Origin of the sequence: Streptomyces sp. NPDC001401, assembly GCF_042895385.1 — a bacterium.
Lineage (GTDB): Bacteria > Actinomycetota > Actinomycetes > Streptomycetales > Streptomycetaceae > Streptomyces.
In genome coordinates, this window is the sequence record NZ_JBIAWI010000001.1 from 1,294,611 (window position 1) to 1,314,788 (window position 20,178).

General features: G+C 72.4%; 16 protein-coding genes. 10 read left to right on the plus strand and 6 right to left on the minus strand.

Going from position 1 to position 20,178, the window contains the following annotated elements; translation table 11 throughout:
* The first annotated feature begins 25 nt into the window (after positions 1-25).
* Together ACFY10_RS05975 and ACFY10_RS05980 are read left to right on the plus strand one after the other, a co-directional pair.
* Positions 26-343 (plus strand): hypothetical protein, encoded by a 318-nt coding sequence (locus ACFY10_RS05975; protein WP_390663806.1) that lies wholly within the window; start codon positions 26-28, stop codon positions 341-343.
* Positions 344-402: 59 nt separating this feature from the next.
* Positions 403-723: a hypothetical protein gene (locus ACFY10_RS05980; protein ID WP_390663807.1), complete on the plus strand. Its 321-nt coding sequence runs from the start codon at positions 403-405 to the stop codon at positions 721-723.
* 388 nt (positions 724-1,111) lie between these two features.
* Here ACFY10_RS05980 and ACFY10_RS05985 read toward each other — a convergent pair whose 3' ends face one another.
* Positions 1,112-1,444, minus strand: coding sequence for a hypothetical protein (locus ACFY10_RS05985; RefSeq protein ID WP_390663808.1), 333 nt, complete (start codon positions 1,442-1,444; stop codon positions 1,112-1,114).
* 322 nt (positions 1,445-1,766) lie between these two features.
* On the opposite strand from ACFY10_RS05985, the gene ACFY10_RS05990 reads away from it, so the two are divergent.
* The 8 genes from ACFY10_RS05990 to ACFY10_RS06025 are packed head-to-tail and all read left to right on the plus strand — an operon-like array spanning position 1,767 to position 11,218.
* Positions 1,767-2,891, plus strand: coding sequence for a glycosyltransferase (locus tag ACFY10_RS05990; RefSeq protein WP_390663809.1), 1,125 nt, complete (start codon positions 1,767-1,769; stop codon positions 2,889-2,891).
* A 20-nt stretch (positions 2,892-2,911) separates the two neighbouring features.
* Positions 2,912-4,375 carry an exopolysaccharide biosynthesis polyprenyl glycosylphosphotransferase gene (locus ACFY10_RS05995; RefSeq protein ID WP_390663810.1) on the plus strand — a complete coding sequence of 488 codons (1,464 nt, stop codon included), beginning with the start codon at positions 2,912-2,914 and terminating at the stop codon, positions 4,373-4,375.
* A 6-nt stretch (positions 4,376-4,381) separates the two neighbouring features.
* Positions 4,382-5,839 (plus strand): O-antigen ligase family protein, encoded by a 1,458-nt coding sequence (locus ACFY10_RS06000; RefSeq protein WP_390663811.1) that lies wholly within the window; start codon positions 4,382-4,384, stop codon positions 5,837-5,839.
* Entirely contained in the window at positions 5,836-7,521 is a 1,686-nt protein-coding gene (locus ACFY10_RS06005) for a lipid II flippase MurJ (RefSeq protein ID WP_390663812.1), read from the plus strand. The genes ACFY10_RS06000 and ACFY10_RS06005 overlap by 4 nt, the downstream gene beginning before the upstream one ends.
* Entirely contained in the window at positions 7,511-8,302 is a 792-nt protein-coding gene (locus ACFY10_RS06010) for a polysaccharide deacetylase family protein (protein ID WP_390663813.1), read from the plus strand. Before ACFY10_RS06005 ends, ACFY10_RS06010 begins: the two co-directional genes overlap by 11 nt.
* The gene (locus ACFY10_RS06015; RefSeq protein ID WP_390663814.1) at positions 8,299-9,441 is read left to right on the plus strand and encodes a glycosyltransferase; all 1,143 of its coding nucleotides are present in this window, start codon (positions 8,299-8,301) and stop codon (positions 9,439-9,441) included. The genes ACFY10_RS06010 and ACFY10_RS06015 overlap by 4 nt, the downstream gene beginning before the upstream one ends.
* Positions 9,438-10,109 carry a lipopolysaccharide biosynthesis protein gene (locus ACFY10_RS06020; RefSeq protein WP_390663815.1) on the plus strand — a complete coding sequence of 224 codons (672 nt, stop codon included), beginning with the start codon at positions 9,438-9,440 and terminating at the stop codon, positions 10,107-10,109. The genes ACFY10_RS06015 and ACFY10_RS06020 overlap by 4 nt, the downstream gene beginning before the upstream one ends.
* Entirely contained in the window at positions 10,106-11,218 is a 1,113-nt protein-coding gene (locus ACFY10_RS06025) for a GNAT family N-acetyltransferase (protein ID WP_390663816.1), read from the plus strand. Before ACFY10_RS06020 ends, ACFY10_RS06025 begins: the two co-directional genes overlap by 4 nt.
* Before the next feature lie 8 nt (positions 11,219-11,226).
* On the opposite strand, the gene ACFY10_RS06030 is transcribed toward ACFY10_RS06025, so the two are convergent.
* The 5 genes from ACFY10_RS06030 to ACFY10_RS06050 all read right to left on the minus strand — a co-directional run bounded on the left by ACFY10_RS06030 (position 11,227) and on the right by ACFY10_RS06050 (position 20,031).
* Entirely contained in the window at positions 11,227-12,468 is a 1,242-nt protein-coding gene (locus tag ACFY10_RS06030) for a glycoside hydrolase family 26 protein (RefSeq protein ID WP_390663817.1), read from the minus strand.
* Between the two features lie 119 nt (positions 12,469-12,587).
* Positions 12,588-14,510: an AMP-dependent synthetase/ligase gene (locus ACFY10_RS06035; RefSeq protein ID WP_390663818.1), complete on the minus strand. Its 1,923-nt coding sequence runs from the start codon at positions 14,508-14,510 to the stop codon at positions 12,588-12,590.
* 98 nt (positions 14,511-14,608) lie between these two features.
* Positions 14,609-16,210, minus strand: coding sequence for a von Willebrand factor type A domain-containing protein (locus ACFY10_RS06040; protein WP_390663819.1), 1,602 nt, complete (start codon positions 16,208-16,210; stop codon positions 14,609-14,611).
* 147 nt (positions 16,211-16,357) lie between these two features.
* Positions 16,358-17,230, minus strand: a complete 873-nt coding sequence (locus tag ACFY10_RS06045; RefSeq protein ID WP_390663820.1) for an ABC transporter permease — start codon at positions 17,228-17,230, stop codon at positions 16,358-16,360.
* Positions 17,227-20,031 carry a CocE/NonD family hydrolase gene (locus tag ACFY10_RS06050; RefSeq protein WP_390663821.1) on the minus strand — a complete coding sequence of 935 codons (2,805 nt, stop codon included), beginning with the start codon at positions 20,029-20,031 and terminating at the stop codon, positions 17,227-17,229. Before ACFY10_RS06050 ends, ACFY10_RS06045 begins: the two co-directional genes overlap by 4 nt.
* Between the last annotated feature and the right edge of the window lie 147 nt (positions 20,032-20,178).

Consider the following 20,178-nt stretch of genomic DNA (forward strand, 5'->3'; position numbering starts at 1 on the left):
AATACAGCCCGGAAAGGCGCAACTCATGCGTAACAAGGTTTCGGCCATTTCCGCCCTCGCTGCGGGCCTCGTCCTCGCGGCGGCCGGCACCGCGGCCGCCGAGGACTGCACCGACGTCAAGGGTGGCGGCGGCTTCTCGTCGTCCCCGGTCGTCGTCAACGCTCCCCAGCAGGGGGTCGCCGTCGTCAACGGCTCGGTCGCCGACCTCCGTTGCGTCGCGCCGTGGTCCAACGGTTCCGTGCTCGGTGGCGTCGCGGCCCCGAACTCGCACTACGCCGCATGCAACACGGCCAAGATCGACCAGTCGCAGAACGCCCCGTACGCGGGCGGCCTGCTCTTCTGACCTGCTCCGAGCAACGCGGAGCACGGAAATCCCAACCGCCCCACCGAAAGGCGCATCCCATGCGTAACAAGGTTACGGTCATTACCGCCATCGCCGCGGGCCTCGTGCTCGCGGCCGGTGGCGCCGCCGCGGCCGACGACTCCAACACCACCGTCACCGGCGGCAACGGCTTCTCGCAGTCCCCGATCGTCGTGAACGCTCCCCAGCAGGGCGTCGCCGTCGTCAACGGCTCGCTGATCGACGGGCGCTGCATCGCTCCGTGGTCCAACGGTGCCGTCCTCGGTGGCATCGTGGCTCCGAACTCGCACTACGCCGCGTGCAACACGGCGCAGGTCGACCAGTCGCAGAACGCCCCGTACGCGGGCGGCCTGCTCTTCTGAGCCGTACTTCACTCGATGGCGGTCCGCCGGAATTCCGGTGGGCCGCCATCGGCGTTTCCATGCCCTTCGTTCCAGAGTCGGGAAAATGCCCGCGGGGCCTGTCTGCGTCTGAAGCAGACAGGCCCCGCGATCTGGAGGTGGCCGACGAAGAGCGCGCCAACAAGGAGGGAAAGGCGCTCCACCAGGTCATTCCAATGGGACCAACGGCACTCGGCCGCTTGCGGTCACCCTGAATCGTTCGTTTGGCCCAGCGCACGAAGCGTGACCGCAGTCGATCTGACGAATGCGCTCCCCCGCACATGCCGAAGGGCCGACTCCGAGGAATGCGGAGCCGACCCGAATCGTCGAAACCATGGGCGGCGAAGTTGTCGCCGTACCTTCCGACCGGCTACTTGCCGACCGGGAGCCCGCCCAGCAGCTTGCCGTCGGCGGGGGTCGCCGGCAGGGCGGGGTTCGGCAGGGCGCCGCCGACGACGGGGCCCTTCACGCCCGCCTCCTTCATGCTGCCCTTCACGCTGTCCTTCACACTCTGCGCCACCTGGCCGACGTTGTCGCCCACGAAACCCGTCGACACCTTGGCTGCCGTGGGGACGCCACTCGCGACCGTCTTTCCGCTGTCCACGAGGCCCCCGGCCGGCATGTCCGCCGCGACCGCGGAGCCGGCGACGCCGGCAATGGCGAGGGAGCCGGCTACGACGGCGGCAGCCTTCAGAGTCTTCATCGTGTGCCTTTCTTTCGTAAGTCGTCTTCGACCGGCCTAACGAGAGTGAGGCTTCCTGGAAACCCTGTTGCCTTCCCGTAACTCCAAATGGGTGATCCGGCGCGACAAATAGCTCATGGAAACGCCACCATTCCGACACAGATGACCGGTTCGCAGATAAATACGGGTGAGCGGCTAGAGTGGCTCACCTCGTGATTTCAGCGATGCCGGTTGAACAACCAACCTCACGCTCTCGAACGGGTGCGGGTTTTTATATCAAGAACACGAGCCGCACGTCCTGGCCCCGGCTCGGACTCTTTTGTTCGGAAGGGCATCCTCGCTCATGCGTATTTCCCCACGCGTGCCGCACATCCTGCATGTCACCCAGCCCGTCGAGGGCGGTGTCGCGCGGGTCGTGACGGACCTGGTGGAGGCTCAGCTCGCCGCGGGGCTGCGGGTGACCGTGGCCTGTCCGGAGGGCGGCACGCTGGCGGAGACTCTGCGCGCGCCGGGCTGCACGGTGCTCCGCTGGGACGCGACCCGTTCGCCGGGGCGCCGACTGCCGGGCGAGGTAGGGCGGTTGGTGCGGATCCTGCGCGAGGTGCGGCCGCACCTGGTGCACGCGCACAGCGCGAAGGCGGGACTCGCGGCCCGGCTCGCCGTTCGCGGCAGTCTCCCGACCGTCTTCCAGCCGCACGCCTGGTCGTTCGCGGCCGCGGACGGGGTCGTCGCGCGCCTGGCGCTGGGCTGGGAGCGGTTAGGGGCGCGGTGGGCGACGCGCGTGCTGTGCGTCAGCGAGGCGGAGCGGCGCACCGGGGAGCGGTGCGGAATCAGCGCCGTGTGGCGTGTGGTCCCCAACGGTGTCGACACGCTCAGGTTCCGGCCGGAGGGCGACGGCGCCCGGTCCGGGGCGGGGCCGCTCGTCGTGTGCGTGGGCCGGCTGTGCCGCCAGAAGGGGCAGGACGTGCTACTGCGGGCCTGGCCCGAGGTGGAACGGCAGCTGGCCGGGGCGCGGTTGGTGCTGGTCGGCGACGGTCCGGACACGGACCGGCTGCGCTCCTGCGCACCCGAATCGGTGCTGTTCGCCGGTGCCGCGCCCGACGCGGCCCCCTGGTACCGGGCCGCCGACGTCGTGGTCCTGCCGTCCCGCTGGGAGGGCATGGCGCTCGCCCCGCTGGAGGCGATGGCGTGTGCCCGGCCGGTCGTGGTCACGGACGTGGACGGGGCGCGCGAGAGCCTTCCGCCCGAGCAGCTGCCGTACTGCCTGGTGCCGCCGGAGGACCCCGGTGCGCTGGCGCGGGCGCTGACGGTGCTGTTGCGGGACGAGCCGCTGCGCACGGCGCTGGGCGCGCAGGGCCGTCGGCATGTGCTCGCCGCTCACGACCTGCGGCAGGCGGCGGACGCCGTGACGGACGTGTACCGCGAATTGCTCGGCGTCGTTGTCGCGCCGGTCGTCGTACCCAACTAGAGCAGGAAGTGCATCACCAGATGACTGCGGAAAGTACCGTTCCCCCTCCTACGGGGCAGCAGCCGCGGGCGGCAGAGCGCGCTGTCTCCGTTCTCGCCCCGCGCGGCCCCGCAGCCGGACGCCGACTGCCCGCGGCACGGAGAGAGAGCCGGCCGCGGCGGGCCTTTCGGGTGACCCTGCCGCTCGTCGACGGCGGCGCCGCCCTGCTGGGGGTCCTGGTCGTGCCCGGGGCCCCGAGGTATCCGCTGGTCATCGCCCTGCTGACGCTGGGTGTGATCGGGCTGAACCGGCGGGCCCGCCTGTACGACAGTTCCGTCGTGCGCGGCGTGCTCGACGAACTGCCCGCCGTCTGCGGACGCATCGCCGTCGGCTGGGCCGCCGTGGGGGCGCTCTCCCCGCTGCGGCCGCTCCCGCCGGCCGCGCTGGTCACCGCGTTCGCCGTGCACTGCGTGGCGGCCTTCGCGGGCCGCGCGGCGGTGCACGGACGGCGGGCGCGGCGGCGTCGGCCCGACCCTGCGCTGGTGGTCGGCCCGGTCGCCACGGCCCGGCCGGTCGCGGCCGCGCTGTTGCGCCAACCGGGCTGCGGAGTACGGCCGGTGGGCGTGGTCAGCGACACCCACGACGTCCTGGCCCGGTCCGGCGAAGGTCGCGAGCTGCCGGTGCTGACCACGGATCAGGAGGCGCGTCGCGCAGTCATCCAGAACGGTGTGGAGACGGTGCTCGTCGTGGGCGCCGCCACCCGGGTGGAGAAGACCGCGCTGCTGCGGGATCTCGCCGCGTACGGATGCGTGCTGTGGGAGCTGGACGCGGACGCGCCGTCGTACGGCCTCGGCGGGCGGCGCGAAGGAGCCGGGCATCTGGCGGGATTCCCGCGCAGGCTGCTGTGCCCGGGGCGCGGACGGCGGCGGGTCGGCGTGGGCAAGCGGGTGCTCGACGCGGTGCTGTCGGGCTCGCTGCTGCTGCTGGTCTGCCCGGTGCTGCTGGTGTGCGCGGCGGTGCTGCGGGTCATGGACGGGCCCGGCGTGCTGTTCCGGCAGGAGCGGATCGGCAAGGACGGGCGGCCGTTCACCCTGCTGAAGTTCCGCACCCACCGGCCCGCCAGCGCGCACGAGGCGGCGACCCGCTGGAGCGTGGCGAACGAGCAGGAGATGAGCCGCTTCTGCCAGTTCCTGCGCCGCACCTCGCTGGACGAGCTGCCGCAGCTGTGGAACGTCTGCCGCGGAGACATGAGCCTGGTCGGTCCGAGGCCCGAACGGCCTTACTTCGTCGCCAAGTTCAGCCAGGCCTATCCCGGTTACCGGGAGCGCCACCGGATGCCGACCGGGATCACCGGGCTCGCCCAGATCCACGGGCTGCGCGGCGACACCTCCATCGAGGACCGGTGCCGCTTCGACAACGCCTACATCGACAACTGGTCGCTGTGGCAGGACATCTGCATCCTGGCGCGTACGGCGGTCCTGTTCGTGCGGCCGACGGGGAGCTGAGCGCGGGTGAGCACTCCCTCGGCGGCCTCCGTACCGCTCGTGCCGCCGCTTTCTGCGCTGCACCGGGCCGCTCCCGTGCTGCCCGTCCTGGCGGTGATCGCCCTCATGGGGCTGCCGGCCGAGACGGACAGCGGCGCCACGCCCGCCGACCTGACCTGCGGGCTGGTCCTGCTCTGGGCCGCCGTATGCACCGTACGACGGGCGCGGCGCCCGCTGGCGCGGACGGCGGCGGTCGTGCTCGGGCTGCCCGTGGTGGGCATCGCGGTGTCCGCGACCGGGGCGGTGACGCCCGGCGACGCGATCACCGGACTGGCGCGCTATCTCCAGGTGTTCGTGCTGGTCCCGCTCGCGATGGTGCTGCTGGTGCGCGACCGGCGCGACGCCCGGCTGGTGCTCTGGGGGCTGGCCGGTCTCGCGCTGTGGCAGGGGGCGGTCGGGGTGCACCAGTACCTCACCGGAACCGGGGCCTCGTACCAGGGGGCCTACATCCGGGCGGTGGGCACGTTCGGGCCGCACGACGTGATGGGGATGGCGGCCGTCGTCGCGTCCGGAGTGGTGGTGCTGACCGGTCTCGCGCTCGGGACCGGTGGGCGGCGGCAGCGGATGGCGGCGGCCGTTTGTGCGCTGGCGCTGCTCGTGCCGCTCGCGCTGTCCTTCAGCCGGGGGTCCTGGATCGCCACGGCCGTGACCTGCGGGGCGCAGCTGCTGCTGGCCGGGGTACGGCGGGCGGTGAAGGTGTTCGCGGCGGGGGCCGCGGCCTCGGTGGTGCTGGTGGGCGGGTTCGGCGTGGGCGGCTCGGTGCTGCAGGAGCGGCTGACCAGCATCACCCAGGTCGCCGGCGCACCGGACCAGTCGGTCGTCGACCGCTACACCATGTGGGCGGCTTCCATCGACATGTGGCACGAGCACCCGGTACGGGGCGTGGGCCTGAAGGCCTTTCCCGCCTACCGGGACTCGCACGCCTCGCTCGCGCTGTCGTCGGGCAGCGACACGGAGGGCGACGGCCAGGCCTTCCGGCGCCAGCCCCTGCTCTCCCCGCACAACATGTACATGCTGCTCCTGAGCGAGCAGGGCCTGCTGGGTCTGCTCACGGTGGCGGGCAGCTGGCTGGCCCTGCTGGTGTGCGCGCTGCGCCGGCTGCGGCGTGCGGGACGCGCCAGGGACTGCGCGCTCGCGGCGTGCGGGCTGCTGCTGTGGCAGCTGGTGAACTTCCTGTACTCCGACATCGGCGGCCCCTCCACCACCCTGACGGCCGTCTGCTTCGGCGTCGCGGCCTGGTGGTCGCTGGGGGGGCGCTCCGCTGGCTGTGCGGATTTGCGGCTACGCCGCGGGGCCGCAATTGGCCGTCGGCCGTCTGCCACGCCGTCGTGGCTGGTCGCGCCCCGCGGCGAAGCCGCAGATGGACACAGCCCCGCGCCCCTTCAGGGGCCTACCGGCCCCGCCGCGGAATCGGACCCGCGGTGAATCCCGGACCCGCCAAGACCGCGGGCGCTCCCGACGCGGCCGGTCTCGACGGCGCGCTCCCGGCGGACGGCCGCCCGGGTGCGGCAGCCGCCCGGCAGGCGGACACCCCCTCCGCCCGCTTCCTGGCCCGGGCGACGCTGCTCTCCGCCGCGCTGTCCATGGCCGGGGCGGTCCTCGGCCTGGCACGGGACCAGGCGCTCGCGCATCTCTTCGGTGCCGGCGCGGAGACCGATGCGTTCCTGGTGGCCTGGACCGTGCCCGAACTGGCGGCGACCCTGCTGATCGAGGAGGGCATGGCGTTCGTGCTGGTGCCCGCGTTCAGCGTGGCGCTGGCCCGGCGGGCGCTCGGGAACAGCACCCCCGACCCGGTGCACGCCCTGGTCTCCGCCTCGCTGCCGCGGCTGTGCCTCGCCTTCGCCGCCGCGGCCGCCGCGCTCGTGGCCGGGGCACCGCTGCTGGTCTCCGCCCTCGCACCCGGTCTGCCCGACCCGGCCCTCGCCATCTCCTGCACCCGGCTGACCGCGACCTGCGTGCTGAGCTTCGGGCTGGCCGGGTACTGCAGTGCAGCGCTGCGGGCCCACCGTTCATATCTCGCGCCCGGCGCGATCTACATCGCGTACAACGTCGCGATCATCTCCACGATGTTCGTCCTCGGTGCGCGCTGGGGCGTGCGGGCCGCCGCTCTGGGCGTCGCTCTCGGCGGGTGCCTCATGGTCGTCGTGCAGACTCCGTCGCTGGCACGGCGGATCGCCGGGCGGCCCGGCCGCAACGACGGCGCGTACGAGGACGACGGCGGGCGGCCGCTCGCGCCGGGCCTCGTCTGCGCGGTGCTGCTGTTCGCCCTGTGCCGGCAGTCGCAGGTGCTCATCGAGCGGCACTTCGCGTCCGCGCTGCCCGCCGGCGCGATCTCGCACCTCAACTACGCCCAGAAAGTCGCCCAGTTGCCGATGTCGCTGTCCATGATGGTGTGCATCGTCACCTTCCCGGTGGTGGCGCAGGCCATCGCCGAGGGCGACACGCGGCGGGCCCGGGACCGGGTCGAGCGGGATGTGCTGCTGATGGCCTGTCTCGTCCTGCTCGGCGCCGCGGTGGTCGTCGCCGGTGCGCCGCAGATCGTCCAACTGCTTTTCCAGCGCGGGGCGTTCACGGCTCAGGACACCGCCGCGACCGCCGCGGTGATGCGGGTGTACGCGGCCGGGCTGCTCGGGCAGACGCTCGTGGGTGCGCTCGTACGGTCGTACTTCGCGGCCGGCCGCACCACCTGGTTCCCGCTGGGCGCGATGGGCGTGGGCGCGCTCGCCACCGTCGTCATCGGCGCCTGGGCCGTACGGCCCTGGGGTGCGTGCGGCATCGCCGCGGCCAACGCGACCGGCATCACCCTCACCGCGCTGCTCATGCTGCACGGCCTGGGGCCGCGCAATGTGCCGGTGCGCGTGCGCCGGGTCGTCGCCGAACTGGTCCGGCCGGTGTGCGCGGCCGTGTGCGCCACCGGAGCCGGGCTGGTGGTCGCGGGGCTGTTCACCTCGCCCGCAGCGTCCGTCGCCGCCTGCTGCACCTGCGTGACCGCCGTCTTCCTGCTGCTGGCCTGGGCCCTCGACGCCGCGGACGCCCGGTCTCTTCTGCTTCCCCTCGCGCAGTCACTCCGTCACTCCGTCACACGAAAGCTGGATCATGGTCGCTGACGTCTCCGCCGCACCGCGCAAGGCCGAACCCGATCCCAGATCGTCCGCGAGAAGACGGTCCAAGCGGGGGCCTGCCGTCTGGGTGGCCATGTACCACTCCGTCTCGGACTGCCCGGACGACCCGTACAACGTCACCGTCACCCCAGCGCGCCTCGACCGCCAGTTCGCCTGGATGTCCGGCCGCGGCCTGCGCGGAGTGAGCATGCGGGAACTGCTCGCGGCGCGCGCCCGTGGCACCGAGCGCGGCCTGGTGGGGCTCACCTTCGACGACGGATACGCCGACTTCACCGGCGACGCACTGCCCGTGCTGTCCCGCTGGGGTTTCACGGCGACGGTGTTCGTGCTGCCGGGGCGGCTCGGCGGCGAGAACGCATGGGAGCCGCTCGGACCGCGCAAGCCGCTGCTCGACGTGGCCGGCATCCGCCGTGCCGTGGCCGCCGGCATGGAGATCGCCTCGCACGGTCTGACCCACCTCGACCTGACCAAGGCCACGGACGAGGTGCTGCACACCGAGGTCAACGACAGCCGTCACCTGCTCTCCAGGATCACCGGCAGCGGCATCGACGGCTTCTGCTACCCGTACGGGTATCTCGACGAGCGCGTCGCCGCCGCCGTGCGCCTGGCCGGTTACCGCTACGCCTGTGCGATCACCCCCGGCCCGGACGGCTGCGGCGACTTCGCGCTGCCCCGCATCCACGTCGGGCAGATCGACACCGCGGCGCGGCTGGAGCTGAAGCGACGCCTGGCCCGGCTCTTCGGCCGCTCCGTGGAGGCCGTGTGAGGGCCCTGCACGTCATCACCGGCCTCGGCGTCGGCGGAGCGGAACAGCAGCTGCGCCTGTTGCTGCGTCATCTGCCCGCGCAGTGCGACGTGGTGACTCTGACCAACCCCGGCCCGGTCGCCGCGGGCCTGGCGGCCGACGGTGTCCGCGTCGTCCACCTCGGGATGGGCGGCAACCGCGACCTCGGCGCACTGCCACGCCTGACCCGGCTGATCCGCACCGGCGGCTACGACCTCGTCCACACCCACCTGTACCGGGCCTGCCTCTACGGCCGGATCGCCGCGCGGCTCGCGGGAGTGAGGGCCGTCGTGGCCACCGAGCACTCGATCGGCGCCACCGCGCTGGAGGGCCGGCCGCTGACCGCGGGCGTCCGCGGGCTGTACCTGGCCGGCGAGCGCCTCGGCCGCGCCACGGTCGCCGTCTCGCCGACGGTGGCCGAGCGGCTGCGCCACTGGGGCGTGCCCGGGGCGCGCATCCGCGTCATCCCGAACGGCATCGACGCGCCCCGCTTCCGCTTCGACGAGGTGGGCCGCAAGGAGGCCCGCATGCACTACGGGCTGCCGGAGGACGCGTACGTCGTCGGCGGGGTGGGGCGGCTCGCCCCGGGCAAACGCTTCGACCTGCTGCTGCGCGCGCTGTCCCGGCTGCCCGGCGACGTACGGCTGCTGCTGGTGGGCGGCGGGCCCGAGGAGGCGGCGCTGCGGCGCTCCGCCCGGGCGCTGGGCGTCGCGGACCGGGTGGTGCTGACGGGCGAGCGGCCGTATCTGCCCGATCCCCGCGACGCGGCGCCCGGCCTGGTCGACCTGCTGTCCGCGATGGACGTGCTCGCCTCGCCGTCGACGGAGGAGGCCTTCGGGCTGGCCGTGGTGGAGGCGCTGGCGGCCGGGCTGCCCGTGCTGTACGCGAGCTGCCCCGCCGTCGAGGACCTGCCGCCCGACGCGGCACCCGGCGCCCGGCGCGTCACCGGCTCCACCGGGGCGTACGTACGGGAGCTGCTGCGACTGCGGGCGGCGGGGCCGGACGAGCGAACCGCCCCGGACGCCGTGCACCACTACGACATCGCGTGCAGCGCCCGGCAGTTGATGGATGTGTACACGGCCGCTGTGGCCGGCTCGACCCTGGAAGTGAGTTCTCCATGACCGACAACCCCGCTCAGCGTGACCGCCTGCCCCGCCGTGAGCGCGCCCGTGCGAAGCGGCTGCCCGCGTGGTGGCTGCTGCCGGCCGGTGCGCTGCTCGGTGCCGTGGCCGGCGGCGCGTACGGACTGGTGAAGCCGCCGCAGTACACGGCGACGAGCTCCGTCGTCGCCGTGGCGGCCGGCCGGTCCGACGTCGACTGCGCCGACGCGCTCGGCTTCGCGCAGGCGTACGGCCGGGTGGCCCCGCAGCTCGCGGTGCTCGGGGACGCGCAGGTCGAGGCGGGCGTACCGGCCGCGACGCTGCGCAAGAGCGTGCAGGTCGCGACCTCGCCGGACGCACCGATGGTCTCGGTCTCGGCGACCTCGTCGAGCCCCGGCCGGGCCGCGGACATCTCCAACGCCGTGTCCGGCGCACTGGTCACGCAGGCGGGCCACACCAAGGCCAGCACCGGCATCCGGCTCGAGCGGCTCGCCCGGGCGATGAGGCCCGTCGAACCGTCGTCCGCGTCCTGGAAGCTGACCTCGCTCGTGGGTGCGAGCGCCGGAGGTCTGCTGGGCGGCCTCGTCCTGCTGGCACGGCCGCGGCGGGCGGCGGACGACGACGGACCGGGCCAGCCGACGGTGCCCGCCCCGACCCATGCCGCGGACGCCCGCGGGACCCTCGGATGACCGCGTCCGGCCACCCGCTCTCGGTGGAACTGTGCACCGACGAGCGCACGTTCGCCGGGCTGGCCGAGCAGTGGGGGCGGCTGCACGATGCCTGCCCGTCGGCGACGCCGTTCCAGAGCCACGCCTGGCTGCACTCCTGGTGGCTCTCGTACGGCACACCCGACGGGCTGCGGCTCTTCCTGGTCCGCCGGGGCGGTGAACTGGTGGCCGCCGCACCGCTGATGCGCGTGCGGCGGCCACTGCCGAAGCTGGTGCCCATCGGCGGCGCCATCTCCGACTTCTGCGACGTACTGCTCGACGAGAAGGAGGCCGAGCGCGGCAGCCGGGCACTGACGGACGCCCTGGCCGACGCGGCCCGCACCGCGCTGATCGACTTCCGGGAGGTCCGGCCGGGCAGCGCGGTGGAGCAGGTCTACGGCCGCTGGCGCGGTCCGCGCCGCCGGCTGCGTGACTCGACGTGCCTGGAACTGCCCGCCGTACCGATGACCGAGCTGGTCAAGCGGCTGCCGCCGACCCGCGCCCAGCGGGTGCGCAACAAGGTGAACAAGCTCGGCCGGCTCGGCGTCGAGTGGCGGGTCGTCGGCCACGACGAGACGGAGACCGCGCTGCGGCGGCTGCTGGAGCTGCACCGTCTGCAGTGGCAGGGCAAGAAGATGACACCCGAGCACACCCGGCCGCAGTTTCTGGAGCACCTGGTCCGGTCGGTGGTCCCGATGACCCGCTCCGGGCAGGCCGCGGTGACGGAGTTCCTGCTCGAGGGCGTAGTGGTGGCAGTCAACCTGCATCTGCTGTCCGCAAGGCTGCTGGGCGACTACATGTACGGCTTCCACCCGGGGCTGCGGGAGCGCAAGGTGGACGTGGCGACGATGCTGCTGCGTGCCTCCACCGAGCATGTCGCGTCCGCCGATGACGGCCGGGTGCTGAGCCTGATGCGCGGCGACGAGCCGCACAAGTACCGCTGGTGCCCCGAGACGGTCCACAACCAGCGTTTCCTGCTGGCCGGCCGGCGCACGGCGGTGCTGCTGGCGGCCACCGTGTGCGCGGCCGCCGCCCGGTGCGGGGCCAAGGCCGTCCGGCGCATGGTCCCCGATTCCAAGGACCATTGGTAGCGCTGCCCTCAGCGGGCGGGGGCGGGCGGGGCGGCCGGCGTCACCGGGGGCGTGGGCACCGGCGTCGGCAACGGCACCGGTGTCGGCTCCGGTACGTCGGGGGTCGCGGGCGCGGGCGGGACGGGGACGACGGGGACGGGGACGACGGGCCCCGGCGTCGGCTCCGGCAGGACGGAGCTGGCCAGCACCGCGCGGTACGTGGCGGCGGCGCGGGGATTGTCGGTACACCCCCACACGCCGTGCGGGCAGTAGTCGGTGATCGTGTTGTACAGCGGCTTGTGCTCGTCCATCCAGGCGAGCATGCGCAGCATGTACGTGACGTTGTCGCCGTTGCGGTACAGACCCCACTCCGGATACGAGATCGGCTTGTGGTGACGCCGCGCGAAGTCCACCTGGAACTGCAGCCCGTAGGGCTCGGACACCTCCTCGTCGAACGACATTCCGTGCGGCTGGTCGTACGAGTCCATGCCGACGATGTCGACGAAGTCGTCGCCGGGATAGCACTTCGGCCACGGAACCGCGTCTGCGCCCCTGTTCGGAGCGAAGTCGAACCTGAACCTCTGCCCGGGAACCGAGCGCATGACGGTGACGATGCGCCTCCAGTACCGGATCCAGTTCTCCGGGTCGGGGCCGCAGCGGTGGGTGTAGGTGCTGCCGTTCATCTCCCAGCCGAGCACGAGGACCGTGTCCGTCGCGCCCAGGGTCACCAGGCGCTGCGCCAGCCGCTGGAAGTGGCCGTCGAACTCGCCGGCTGCGGCGCGCCGCAGCAGCCGTGCGACGGCGATGTCGGAGAACTGCGCCTCGTTGTGCTCCATCAGCGGAACATTCAGCACGAGCAGCCGGTCGGGCTTGGCCAGCCGCCACTTGGCCCAGCTGTCGAGGAAGCCGTAGCCGCCCTCGATGTTCTCCCACACGTCCCCCGGCAGATAGGTGTGCCCCACGCGCAGTTCGGTGCCGCCCAGCCAGCCGCTGAACTCCTTCAGCCGCACCAGCCCTTCGGGCTCGGAGTCGAGGAACGCGCCGAACGCGGCCCTGCGCACGTCCGCCACCGAGTAGGAGCGCGTGTCGTCCGTGGGCGGGACGGGCGGGCCCGGTGCGGGGGGCACCGCGGGCATGGCGCGCTGCAGGTCCGGGTGGCGTGCGGCGTCGGCCGGGGAGGCCGGGCCCCAGGCGAGAGCTGCCGACGCGATCCCGCCGGCGGTGATGAGCGCCAGCCGCCTGTGGGCGGACCGGCGGCGATGAGGGGTCATCCATCCTCCTTTGCCGCAATTCCGCACATTAATGACACACAGTCATATATCACTTAATTGCACCACTTGAGTCGCGCGGCCGGGCATGGATCACCCGCAAGAGTGACCTGGTCAGGCCGTCAGCCGCGGTACAGCGCCTCGATCTCCGTCGCGTACGCCGCCGTCACGGCATGCCGCTTGATCTTCAACGACGGGGTGAGCAAACCGTTGTCCTCCGTGAACTCGCCCTCGGCCAGGGCGAAGGCACGGATCGACTCGGCCCGGGAGACGGCCTCGTTGGCGTAGTCCACGGCCTTCTGGACCTGCGCACGCATCCGCGGATCCCGTACGACCTCCGACATCGGGGTGTTCGCCGGCAGCTTTCGGACCGTCAGCCAGTGGGCCACGGACTCGGGGTCGAGGGTGATCAGTGCGGCGACGAAGGGGCGGTTGTCGCCGACGACGATGCACTGGCCGATCGGCGGGCGGCTGCGCAGCCGGTCCTCGAGGACGGCCGGGGAGACGTTCTTGCCGCCGGAGGTGACGAGGATGTCCTTCTTGCGGCCGGTGATGGTGAGGTAGCCGTCCTCGTCGAGCGAGCCGAGGTCGCCGGTCGCGAACCACTCGTCCTGGAGTACGGCGTCGGTGGCGGCCGGGTTGTTCCAGTACGCGCCGAAGACGATGCCGCCCTTGATGAGCACCTCCCCGTCGTCGGCGATGCGCACCGCGGTGCCGGGGACCGGGACGCCGACCGTGCCCGGGCGGGGTTCGAGGGGCGGGACGATCGTGGCGGCCGCGCTCGTCTCCGTGAGGCCGTAGCCCTCGTAGACGATGATTCCGGCGGCGTAGAAGAACAGGTTGAGCTTGCGGTCCAGTGGGGAGCCGCCGCTGATGGCGTAGCGCATGCGGCCGCCGAGTTCCTTGCGGATACGGCGGTAGACCAGCAGGTCGTACAGGGCCCAGGCGGCGTAGAGGGCGGGGGTCGGACCCTTGCCGGTCTCCAGGAACTTGTTCAGGTACGCCTCCCCGAAGCGCACCCCGATGCGGTCCGCGCGGTCGAAGGAGGCGCCGCGGCCGATCTTCTCGGCGGTCGCGCGGCCCGTGTCGTGGATCTTCTCGAAGAGGTAGGGGACGCCGACGAGGAAGGTCGGGCGGAACTCCTTGAGGGCGGGCCGGAGTTCGTCGGGCTTGATGCTCGGGCAGTGGCCGATCTCGATGCGGGCCATAAGGCAGGCGATCTGGAGGGTGCGGCCGAGGATGTGGGCGAGGGGGAGGAAGAGGAGGGTCGAGGCGACCTGGCGGGTGACCTCCTTGAAGATGGGGTGGAGCAGTTCGACCGTGTTGGCGGCCTCGGCGTGCAGGTTGGCGTGGGTGAGGACGCAGCCCTTCGGCTTTCCGGTGGTTCCGGAGGTGTAGCAGATCGTCGCGATCGTGTCGGGAATGAGGGCGCTGCGGCGCTTGGCGACCTCCTCGTCCGGGATGTCGCGGCCGAGGGTGGTGAGGTCGGTCAGGGCACCTTCGTCCAACTGCCATATCCGCGGCTGCCGTTCGTGGCGGGCCGTACCCGTCGTCACCGTGGCGGCGTTCTCGACGGTTTCCGTGATGACGAAGCGGGCGTCCGAGTCGCGGACGATCCACTCCACCTGGTCGGCCGAGGAGGTGGCGTAGATCGGGACGGTCTGGCCGCCCGCCGCCCAGATCGCGAAGTCCAGGACCGTCCACTCGTAGCGGGTACGGGACATGACGGCGACGCGGCCGCCCGGTTCGAGGCCCGCCGCAATCAACCCCTTGGCCACGGCGGTGACTTCGCCGGCGAAGGCAGCCGCGGTCACCGGCTGCCAGGTGCCGTTGTCGTGCCTTCGGCGCAGGACCACGGCATCGGGGGCCTCGGCCGCGTTGGTGAAGGGGAGGTCCGCGGTGCTGCCGGTGGCCGGGCGCGGGGCGAGGGCGGGGGTGCGGGCCTCGCGTACGACTCCGTCCTCGTCCTTGACCACCTCGGTCCTGGTGCGTGCCCCCAGGTCAGTGCGCTGCTTTGCCCGTTTCAGATCCTTGCGTACGCCCATGACGGCTCCCAGTCGGCTCTGACTGGGAGGTCAACTTACTCGCAAGTAAGGAAAGGTCAATGGGCCGGTGACCATTGGACTGATGTTCTGGCCCTGGCCTAGCCCTGGCCGCGGTGGGCCTGGTCTATCGCGTCGGCGAGCTGCTGCACGTCCTTGTCCTCCGTCTTCCTCGCCAACTGCTCGGCGCGGTCCTGGAGTTCGCCGAGGCCGGGGTCACCGGGGAGGGATGACCAGCGTTCGTCTCCCTGGCGGAGGGCGTCGGCGAAGTAGGCGGCGACGGCGGTGACCTGGAAGCGGGGGCTCGCCTTCCAGAGGGAGTCGTGGAGGGCGCCGGTCTCCAGTTCGCCGGACTTCTCGTGCGGGTCGCGGGTGTCGGGGTCGAGCCAGCGGACGGTGGCCGTGGCGAGGTGACCGTCGGCGCCGGGCCTGGTGCGGACGGCGTAGAGGGCGGTGACCGTGTGGCCGGGGCCGACCTCGCCGCCGTCGACGCGGTCGTTGCGGAAGTCGTCGTCGGCGACCCGGCGGTCGTCGTAGCCGACGAGGCGGAACTCGGCGACCGTGGCGGGGTCGAAGGCGACCTGGGCCTTGGCGTCGCGGGCGGTCAGGTCGATGTTCTGCGGGAGCTGGGTGCAGAAGACCTTGCGAGCCTCGTCCTCCCCCGACACGTACACGGTGTGGCCGTCGCCCTTGTCGGCGAGGCGTTCCATGAGGGCGTCGCCGTAGTCGCTGCCGACGCCGACGCCGAAGAGGGTGATGCCGTACTCGCGGCGGGCCGAGGAGATGCGGTCGAGGATGGAGTCGGGGTCGGTGTCGCCGTCGTTGGCGAGGGCGTCGGAGATGAGGACGACACGGTTGGTGGCGTTCTTGCGACGGCCCTCGACGGCGGTGGCGTAGCCGGTCTCGACGCCCGCGCCGAGGTTGGTGGAGTAGGTCGGCTCCAGGCTGTCGACGGCGTCGTGGATCTCGCCGCGGTGGCCGCCGAGGCGGGTCATCGGCAGGACCTGCTCGGCCTTGTCACTGAAGGTGACGATGGCGACCGAGTCGTCGTCGCGCAGGCGGTCCGTCATCGTGTCGAGGGACTTCTGGGCGAGGTCGAGACGGCCGGGCTCCGACATGGAGCCGGAGATGTCGATGACGAAGGTCAGGGCGGCGGGCGGGCGTTCGCCGGTCTCGGTGGACGGGCGGGTGGCGAGGCCCACGCGGACCAGGGACCAGTTCTTCTCGTCGGTGCGGGCGCCGTCGACGGTGACCGTGAAGCCGTTGCCGTCGGGGCGTTCGTAGTCCTGGCGGAAGCTGTTGACGAACTCCTCGGGGCGGATGGTCGACGGGTCGGGGCGCTGTCCTGCGGCGAGGGTGCGGCGGGCGTAGCCGTAGGAGGCGGTGTCGACGTCGAGGGCGAAGGTGGACAGGTGGTCGGCGGTCGGGGACGGGCTCGCGAAGGAGTCCTCGCCGTCCTGCCGTTCTCCGGTGGCCTGGCTGTTCTGCGGGGCCGGTGCGGGGAAGCCGGTCCTGTTCGAGCTGTCGGAGGCCTTGTTGCTGTTGCTCCCGGAACCGCCCGCGCCGCAGGCCGTGAGCAGCAGGCCGCTCGCTGCCGTGAGGGCGAGGACGGCGGCGCGCAGCCGTCGGGTGCGGTGTGGCGTGCGCAGTGGTCGGGTGCGGCGGTGTGGCGTGCCCGGCCGTGGTGTTCGGTACCGCTCCATCTTCCGTGCCCCCTTGGTGTGTTGACGTCGACGTCTGTGACTGTGACGGCGCAGGGGGTCGGAATGTGCGGCACGGGGTGTTGCGGATGAATCTCAAGACGGCCACGATCATGGCCGGTCGAGACCGGTGGGAGATCCTCCGTTGACCTAGGACACCACGTCCTTGCGGGCAAAACCCCGGAAGGCCAGGGCGAACAGCACGAGGGCGTACGTTATGGAAATCGCCGTGCCCTGGATCATGCCGGACCACTCGGGGTGCGGCTGGACGGCGTCCGCCCAGGCGAACTGCCAGTGCGCGGGCAGGAAGTCGCGCCAGTGGCCGAGGGCCGTCACGGCGTCCAGGACGTTGCCGACGATGGTGAGGCCGACCGCGCCGCCGACGGCTCCGAGGGGGGCGTCCGTCTTCGTCGACAGCCAGAACGCCAGCCCTGCGGTGACCAGTTGGGACACGAAGATGAACGCCACGACCACCAGCAGGCGCTGGGCCGCCGTCCCCGAGTCCAGCGCGCCGCCGGTGGGGATCTGGAGCGGGCCCCAGCCGTAGGCGACCGTGCCGACGGCCAGTGCGACCACCGGGAGCAGGATCATCGCGGCCAGGCTGAGGCCGAGTCCGACGACGAGCTTGGACCACAGGAGGCGTGCCCGTGGAACGGGGGCGGCCAGCAGGTAGCGCAGGGAGGACCAGCTGGCCTCCGAGGCGACGGTGTCCCCGCAGAACAGGGCGACCGGGATGACGAGCAGGAAGCCCGCGGAGACGAAGAGATTGACGGCCGCGAAGTTGGCTCCCGACGCGGTGGCCGTGTCCATCAGCGTCACCTGGCCGTTGCGGCCGCTCGGGTCGCCGCCGATCGCGAACGCGATCAGCAGCACGAACGGCAGCGCGGTGAGGATCCCCGCCATGATCAACGTTCGGCGCCGCTTCAGCTGCCGGACCAGCTCGACCCGTAGGGGCAGCGTGTGGCCGGCCCGGTAACCGGAGGCGGCGTGAAGGGGCTCGGTGTGCTCGGCCAGCGTGCTCATGCGGAACCTCCGATCAGGGTGAGGAAGGCGTCCTCGAGGCGGCGGTGGGGGCCGAGGGAGGCAACCGGGACTTCCAGGCGCACCAGCTCTACGAGGAGGTGGGCGGCGGTGCCTGTGCCCGTGCGGGCGGCTGCGGGTGGTTCGGCGGTGAGTGCCGCGGTATGCCGTTGTTCGTCTGCGGCGCCGTCGTGGCTGGTCGCGCAGTTCCCCGCGCCCCTTATCGGCGCTGCCGAACCGGGGCCGACTTGGCTCGCGCGGGGACTATCGCCGGGAGCCAGCCGTACCAGGAGCCCCCCGTCCGTCCGTACCGCCGACTCGACGCCCGGCAGTGCCGCCACCTTCTCGATCAGCGGGTCGGCGATGTCGGCCGCCAGGCCGACAAGGAGGGTGTCTCCGGAGCCGATGATCTCGGCCACGGGGCCCGCCTGGACGAGGCGGCCGCGGTCCATGACGACCAGGTGGGTGCAGGACTGTTCGACCTCGGCCAGGAGGTGGCTGGAGACGATCACGGTGCGGCCGGCCGCCGCGTACCGGATCAGCACCTCGCGCATCTCGCGGATCTGGGGCGGGTCGAGGCCGTTGGTCGGTTCGTCGAGGATGAGCAGGTCCGGGAGGCCGAGCATGGCCTGGGCGATGGCGAGGCGCTGGCGCATGCCCTGGGAGTAGGTGCGGACCGCTCGGGCGAGTGCGTCGCCGAGGCCGGCGATCTCGAGGGCCTCGTCCAGGTGGGCGTCCTCGGGCGGGCGGCCGGTCGCCTGCCAGTACAGCTCCAGGTTCTCGCGGCCTGAGAGGTGCGGGAGGAAGCCCGCGCCCTCCACGAACGCGCCGACCCGGGACAGGACCGGGGCGCCGGGGCGGATCGCCTGGCCGAAGACACGGATCTCGCCGCCGTCCGGCCGGATCAGGCCCATCAGCATGCGCAGGGTGGTGGTCTTGCCCGCGCCGTTCGGTCCGAGGAGACCCAGGACCTGGCCCTTCTCCACGCGGAAGGACAGGTCCCGTACCGCGTAACGGTCCGTCGACTTGGCGTACCGCTTGCTCAAGTCCGTGATCTGGAGCGGAACTTCGGCCAGCTCGGGGGCCGCAGGCGCGGCGGTCGTGCGGCGGCGGCCCGTCAGCAGCAGGGCCAGGGCGAGCACCGCGCCGGCCAGCGGGAGCCACCACACCCAGGACGGCAGCGGGGCGGCCGCGGTCGTCACGCCGGGTGCCGTCGGCACCTTCAGGTCGCCCTTCAGGGAGACGGTGTACGTCGCCGGGGCCGCCGGGGATGCATAGCCCAGGTCGGTGGAGGCCAGGACCAGGCGCAGCCGGTGGCTCTGCTCGACCTCGTGGTCGACGGCCGGGAGCGTGATCGTCACGTCCTTGCCGGACTTCGCGCCCTCGACGCGGACGGGGGCCACCAGCTGCGAGGGCAGCACGGGCGAGCCGCCGCCGGGACCGACGTCGTACACCTTCCCGAACAGCACGGCGTCGTCGCTCGTCGACTTCACGTGGACGGTCACCGTCGGCGATCCAGTGATCCGCAGGCTGCTGCTCACCGGTGCCGACTCGAACTGTGCGTACTGGCCGGGGAAGTCCAGCGACACCCCGACGCCGAGCGAGGACAGCTGGGCGAGGCCGCCGGAGCCGCCGAGGCCGGGCAGGGCGGAGACGGCGGGCGGGCTGGCGCCCGCCGGGTTGGCGAACCTCTGTTCCGAGCCCCTGAGCGGCACGGAGCGCTGTCCGCTCTCCAGGCCCGGGTAGGTGTCGGCGCTCGCTCCCCGCAACACGGCCGCGCCGTCCGTGGCGTCGACGCCTCCGGTGCGGGTGATGCGGAAGGCCGGGCCCGTGTCCGTGCCCTTCTCGGCCTTGAGGTACCGGTCGAACCATGCACGCACGCGTGTCTGGACGCGGGCGGCCTCCATGTCGCCGCCGTCGTGTCCGCCGGCGATCCAGTCGACGTCGACCGGGGCGCCGCCCGCGCGGATGGCCTTCGCCGCCGCGTCGGCCTGGCCGAGCGGGAAGAGGGAGTCCGTCTGGCCCTGCACCAGGAGCGTCGGCACCTTGATGCGGTCGGCGACCGCGGACGGGGAGCGGGCGGCCAGCAGCTCACGCGCCTGCGCGTCGGGCTTGCCCGACTCCGCGACCCGCTCGTACATCCGGCACAGCTCGGGCTGGAACTTGTCGCAGCCGCCGCCGGAGTTGATGAAGATGCCCGCCCACAGCTTCTTGAAGACGCCGTTCGGGAACAGGGCGTCCGCCAGGTTCCAGTACGTGATCGCCGGGGCGATGGCGTCCACCCGGTGGTCGTACCCCGCCGCCAGCATCGAGATCGCGCCGCCGTACGAGGCGCCTGCGACGCCCACGCGCGGGTCGCCGGGCTTGTCGAGCTGGACCTGGGGCTGCTCGGCGAGCCAGTCGATCAGCTTGGAGACGTCGGCGACCTCGCCCTTCGGGTCGTTCAGCCCGATCTTGCCGGTGGACTTGCCGAAGCCTCGCGCGGACCAGGTCAGGACCGCGTAGCCGTCTCTGGCCAGGTCCTGCGCCTGCTGCCGTACGTCCTGCTTGCTGCCGCCGAAGCCGTGGGCCAGGAGGACGGCGGGGTGGCGTGCGCCGCTTGAGCCGGACGTGAAGTACGAGGTGTCGATGCGGACGCCGTCCACGGCCATGACCCGGTCGGTCTGGTGCACCGCGGGTGTGTCGTCCGAGGCGACGGCCGTCCATGTCCCGGCACCGGCGAGCACGACGACGGCGGCCCCGGCGGCCAGCAGGCGCCGGGGCCGCCGAAGCAGCCCTCGCAGGCGGGGCATTCGAAGATCCATGCCTCAACGGTACGGGGCGTCTCTGACAGTTGGAGCAGCCTCGGGGGTGAGGGGGGTGCCCTCCCGCGGGAGTACCGGGGGATCAGGGTGTACCGCGGTTGCTGTACGGCTACGGGCTCGGTTGCTTCTGTGATTTGCCGGGTGCGG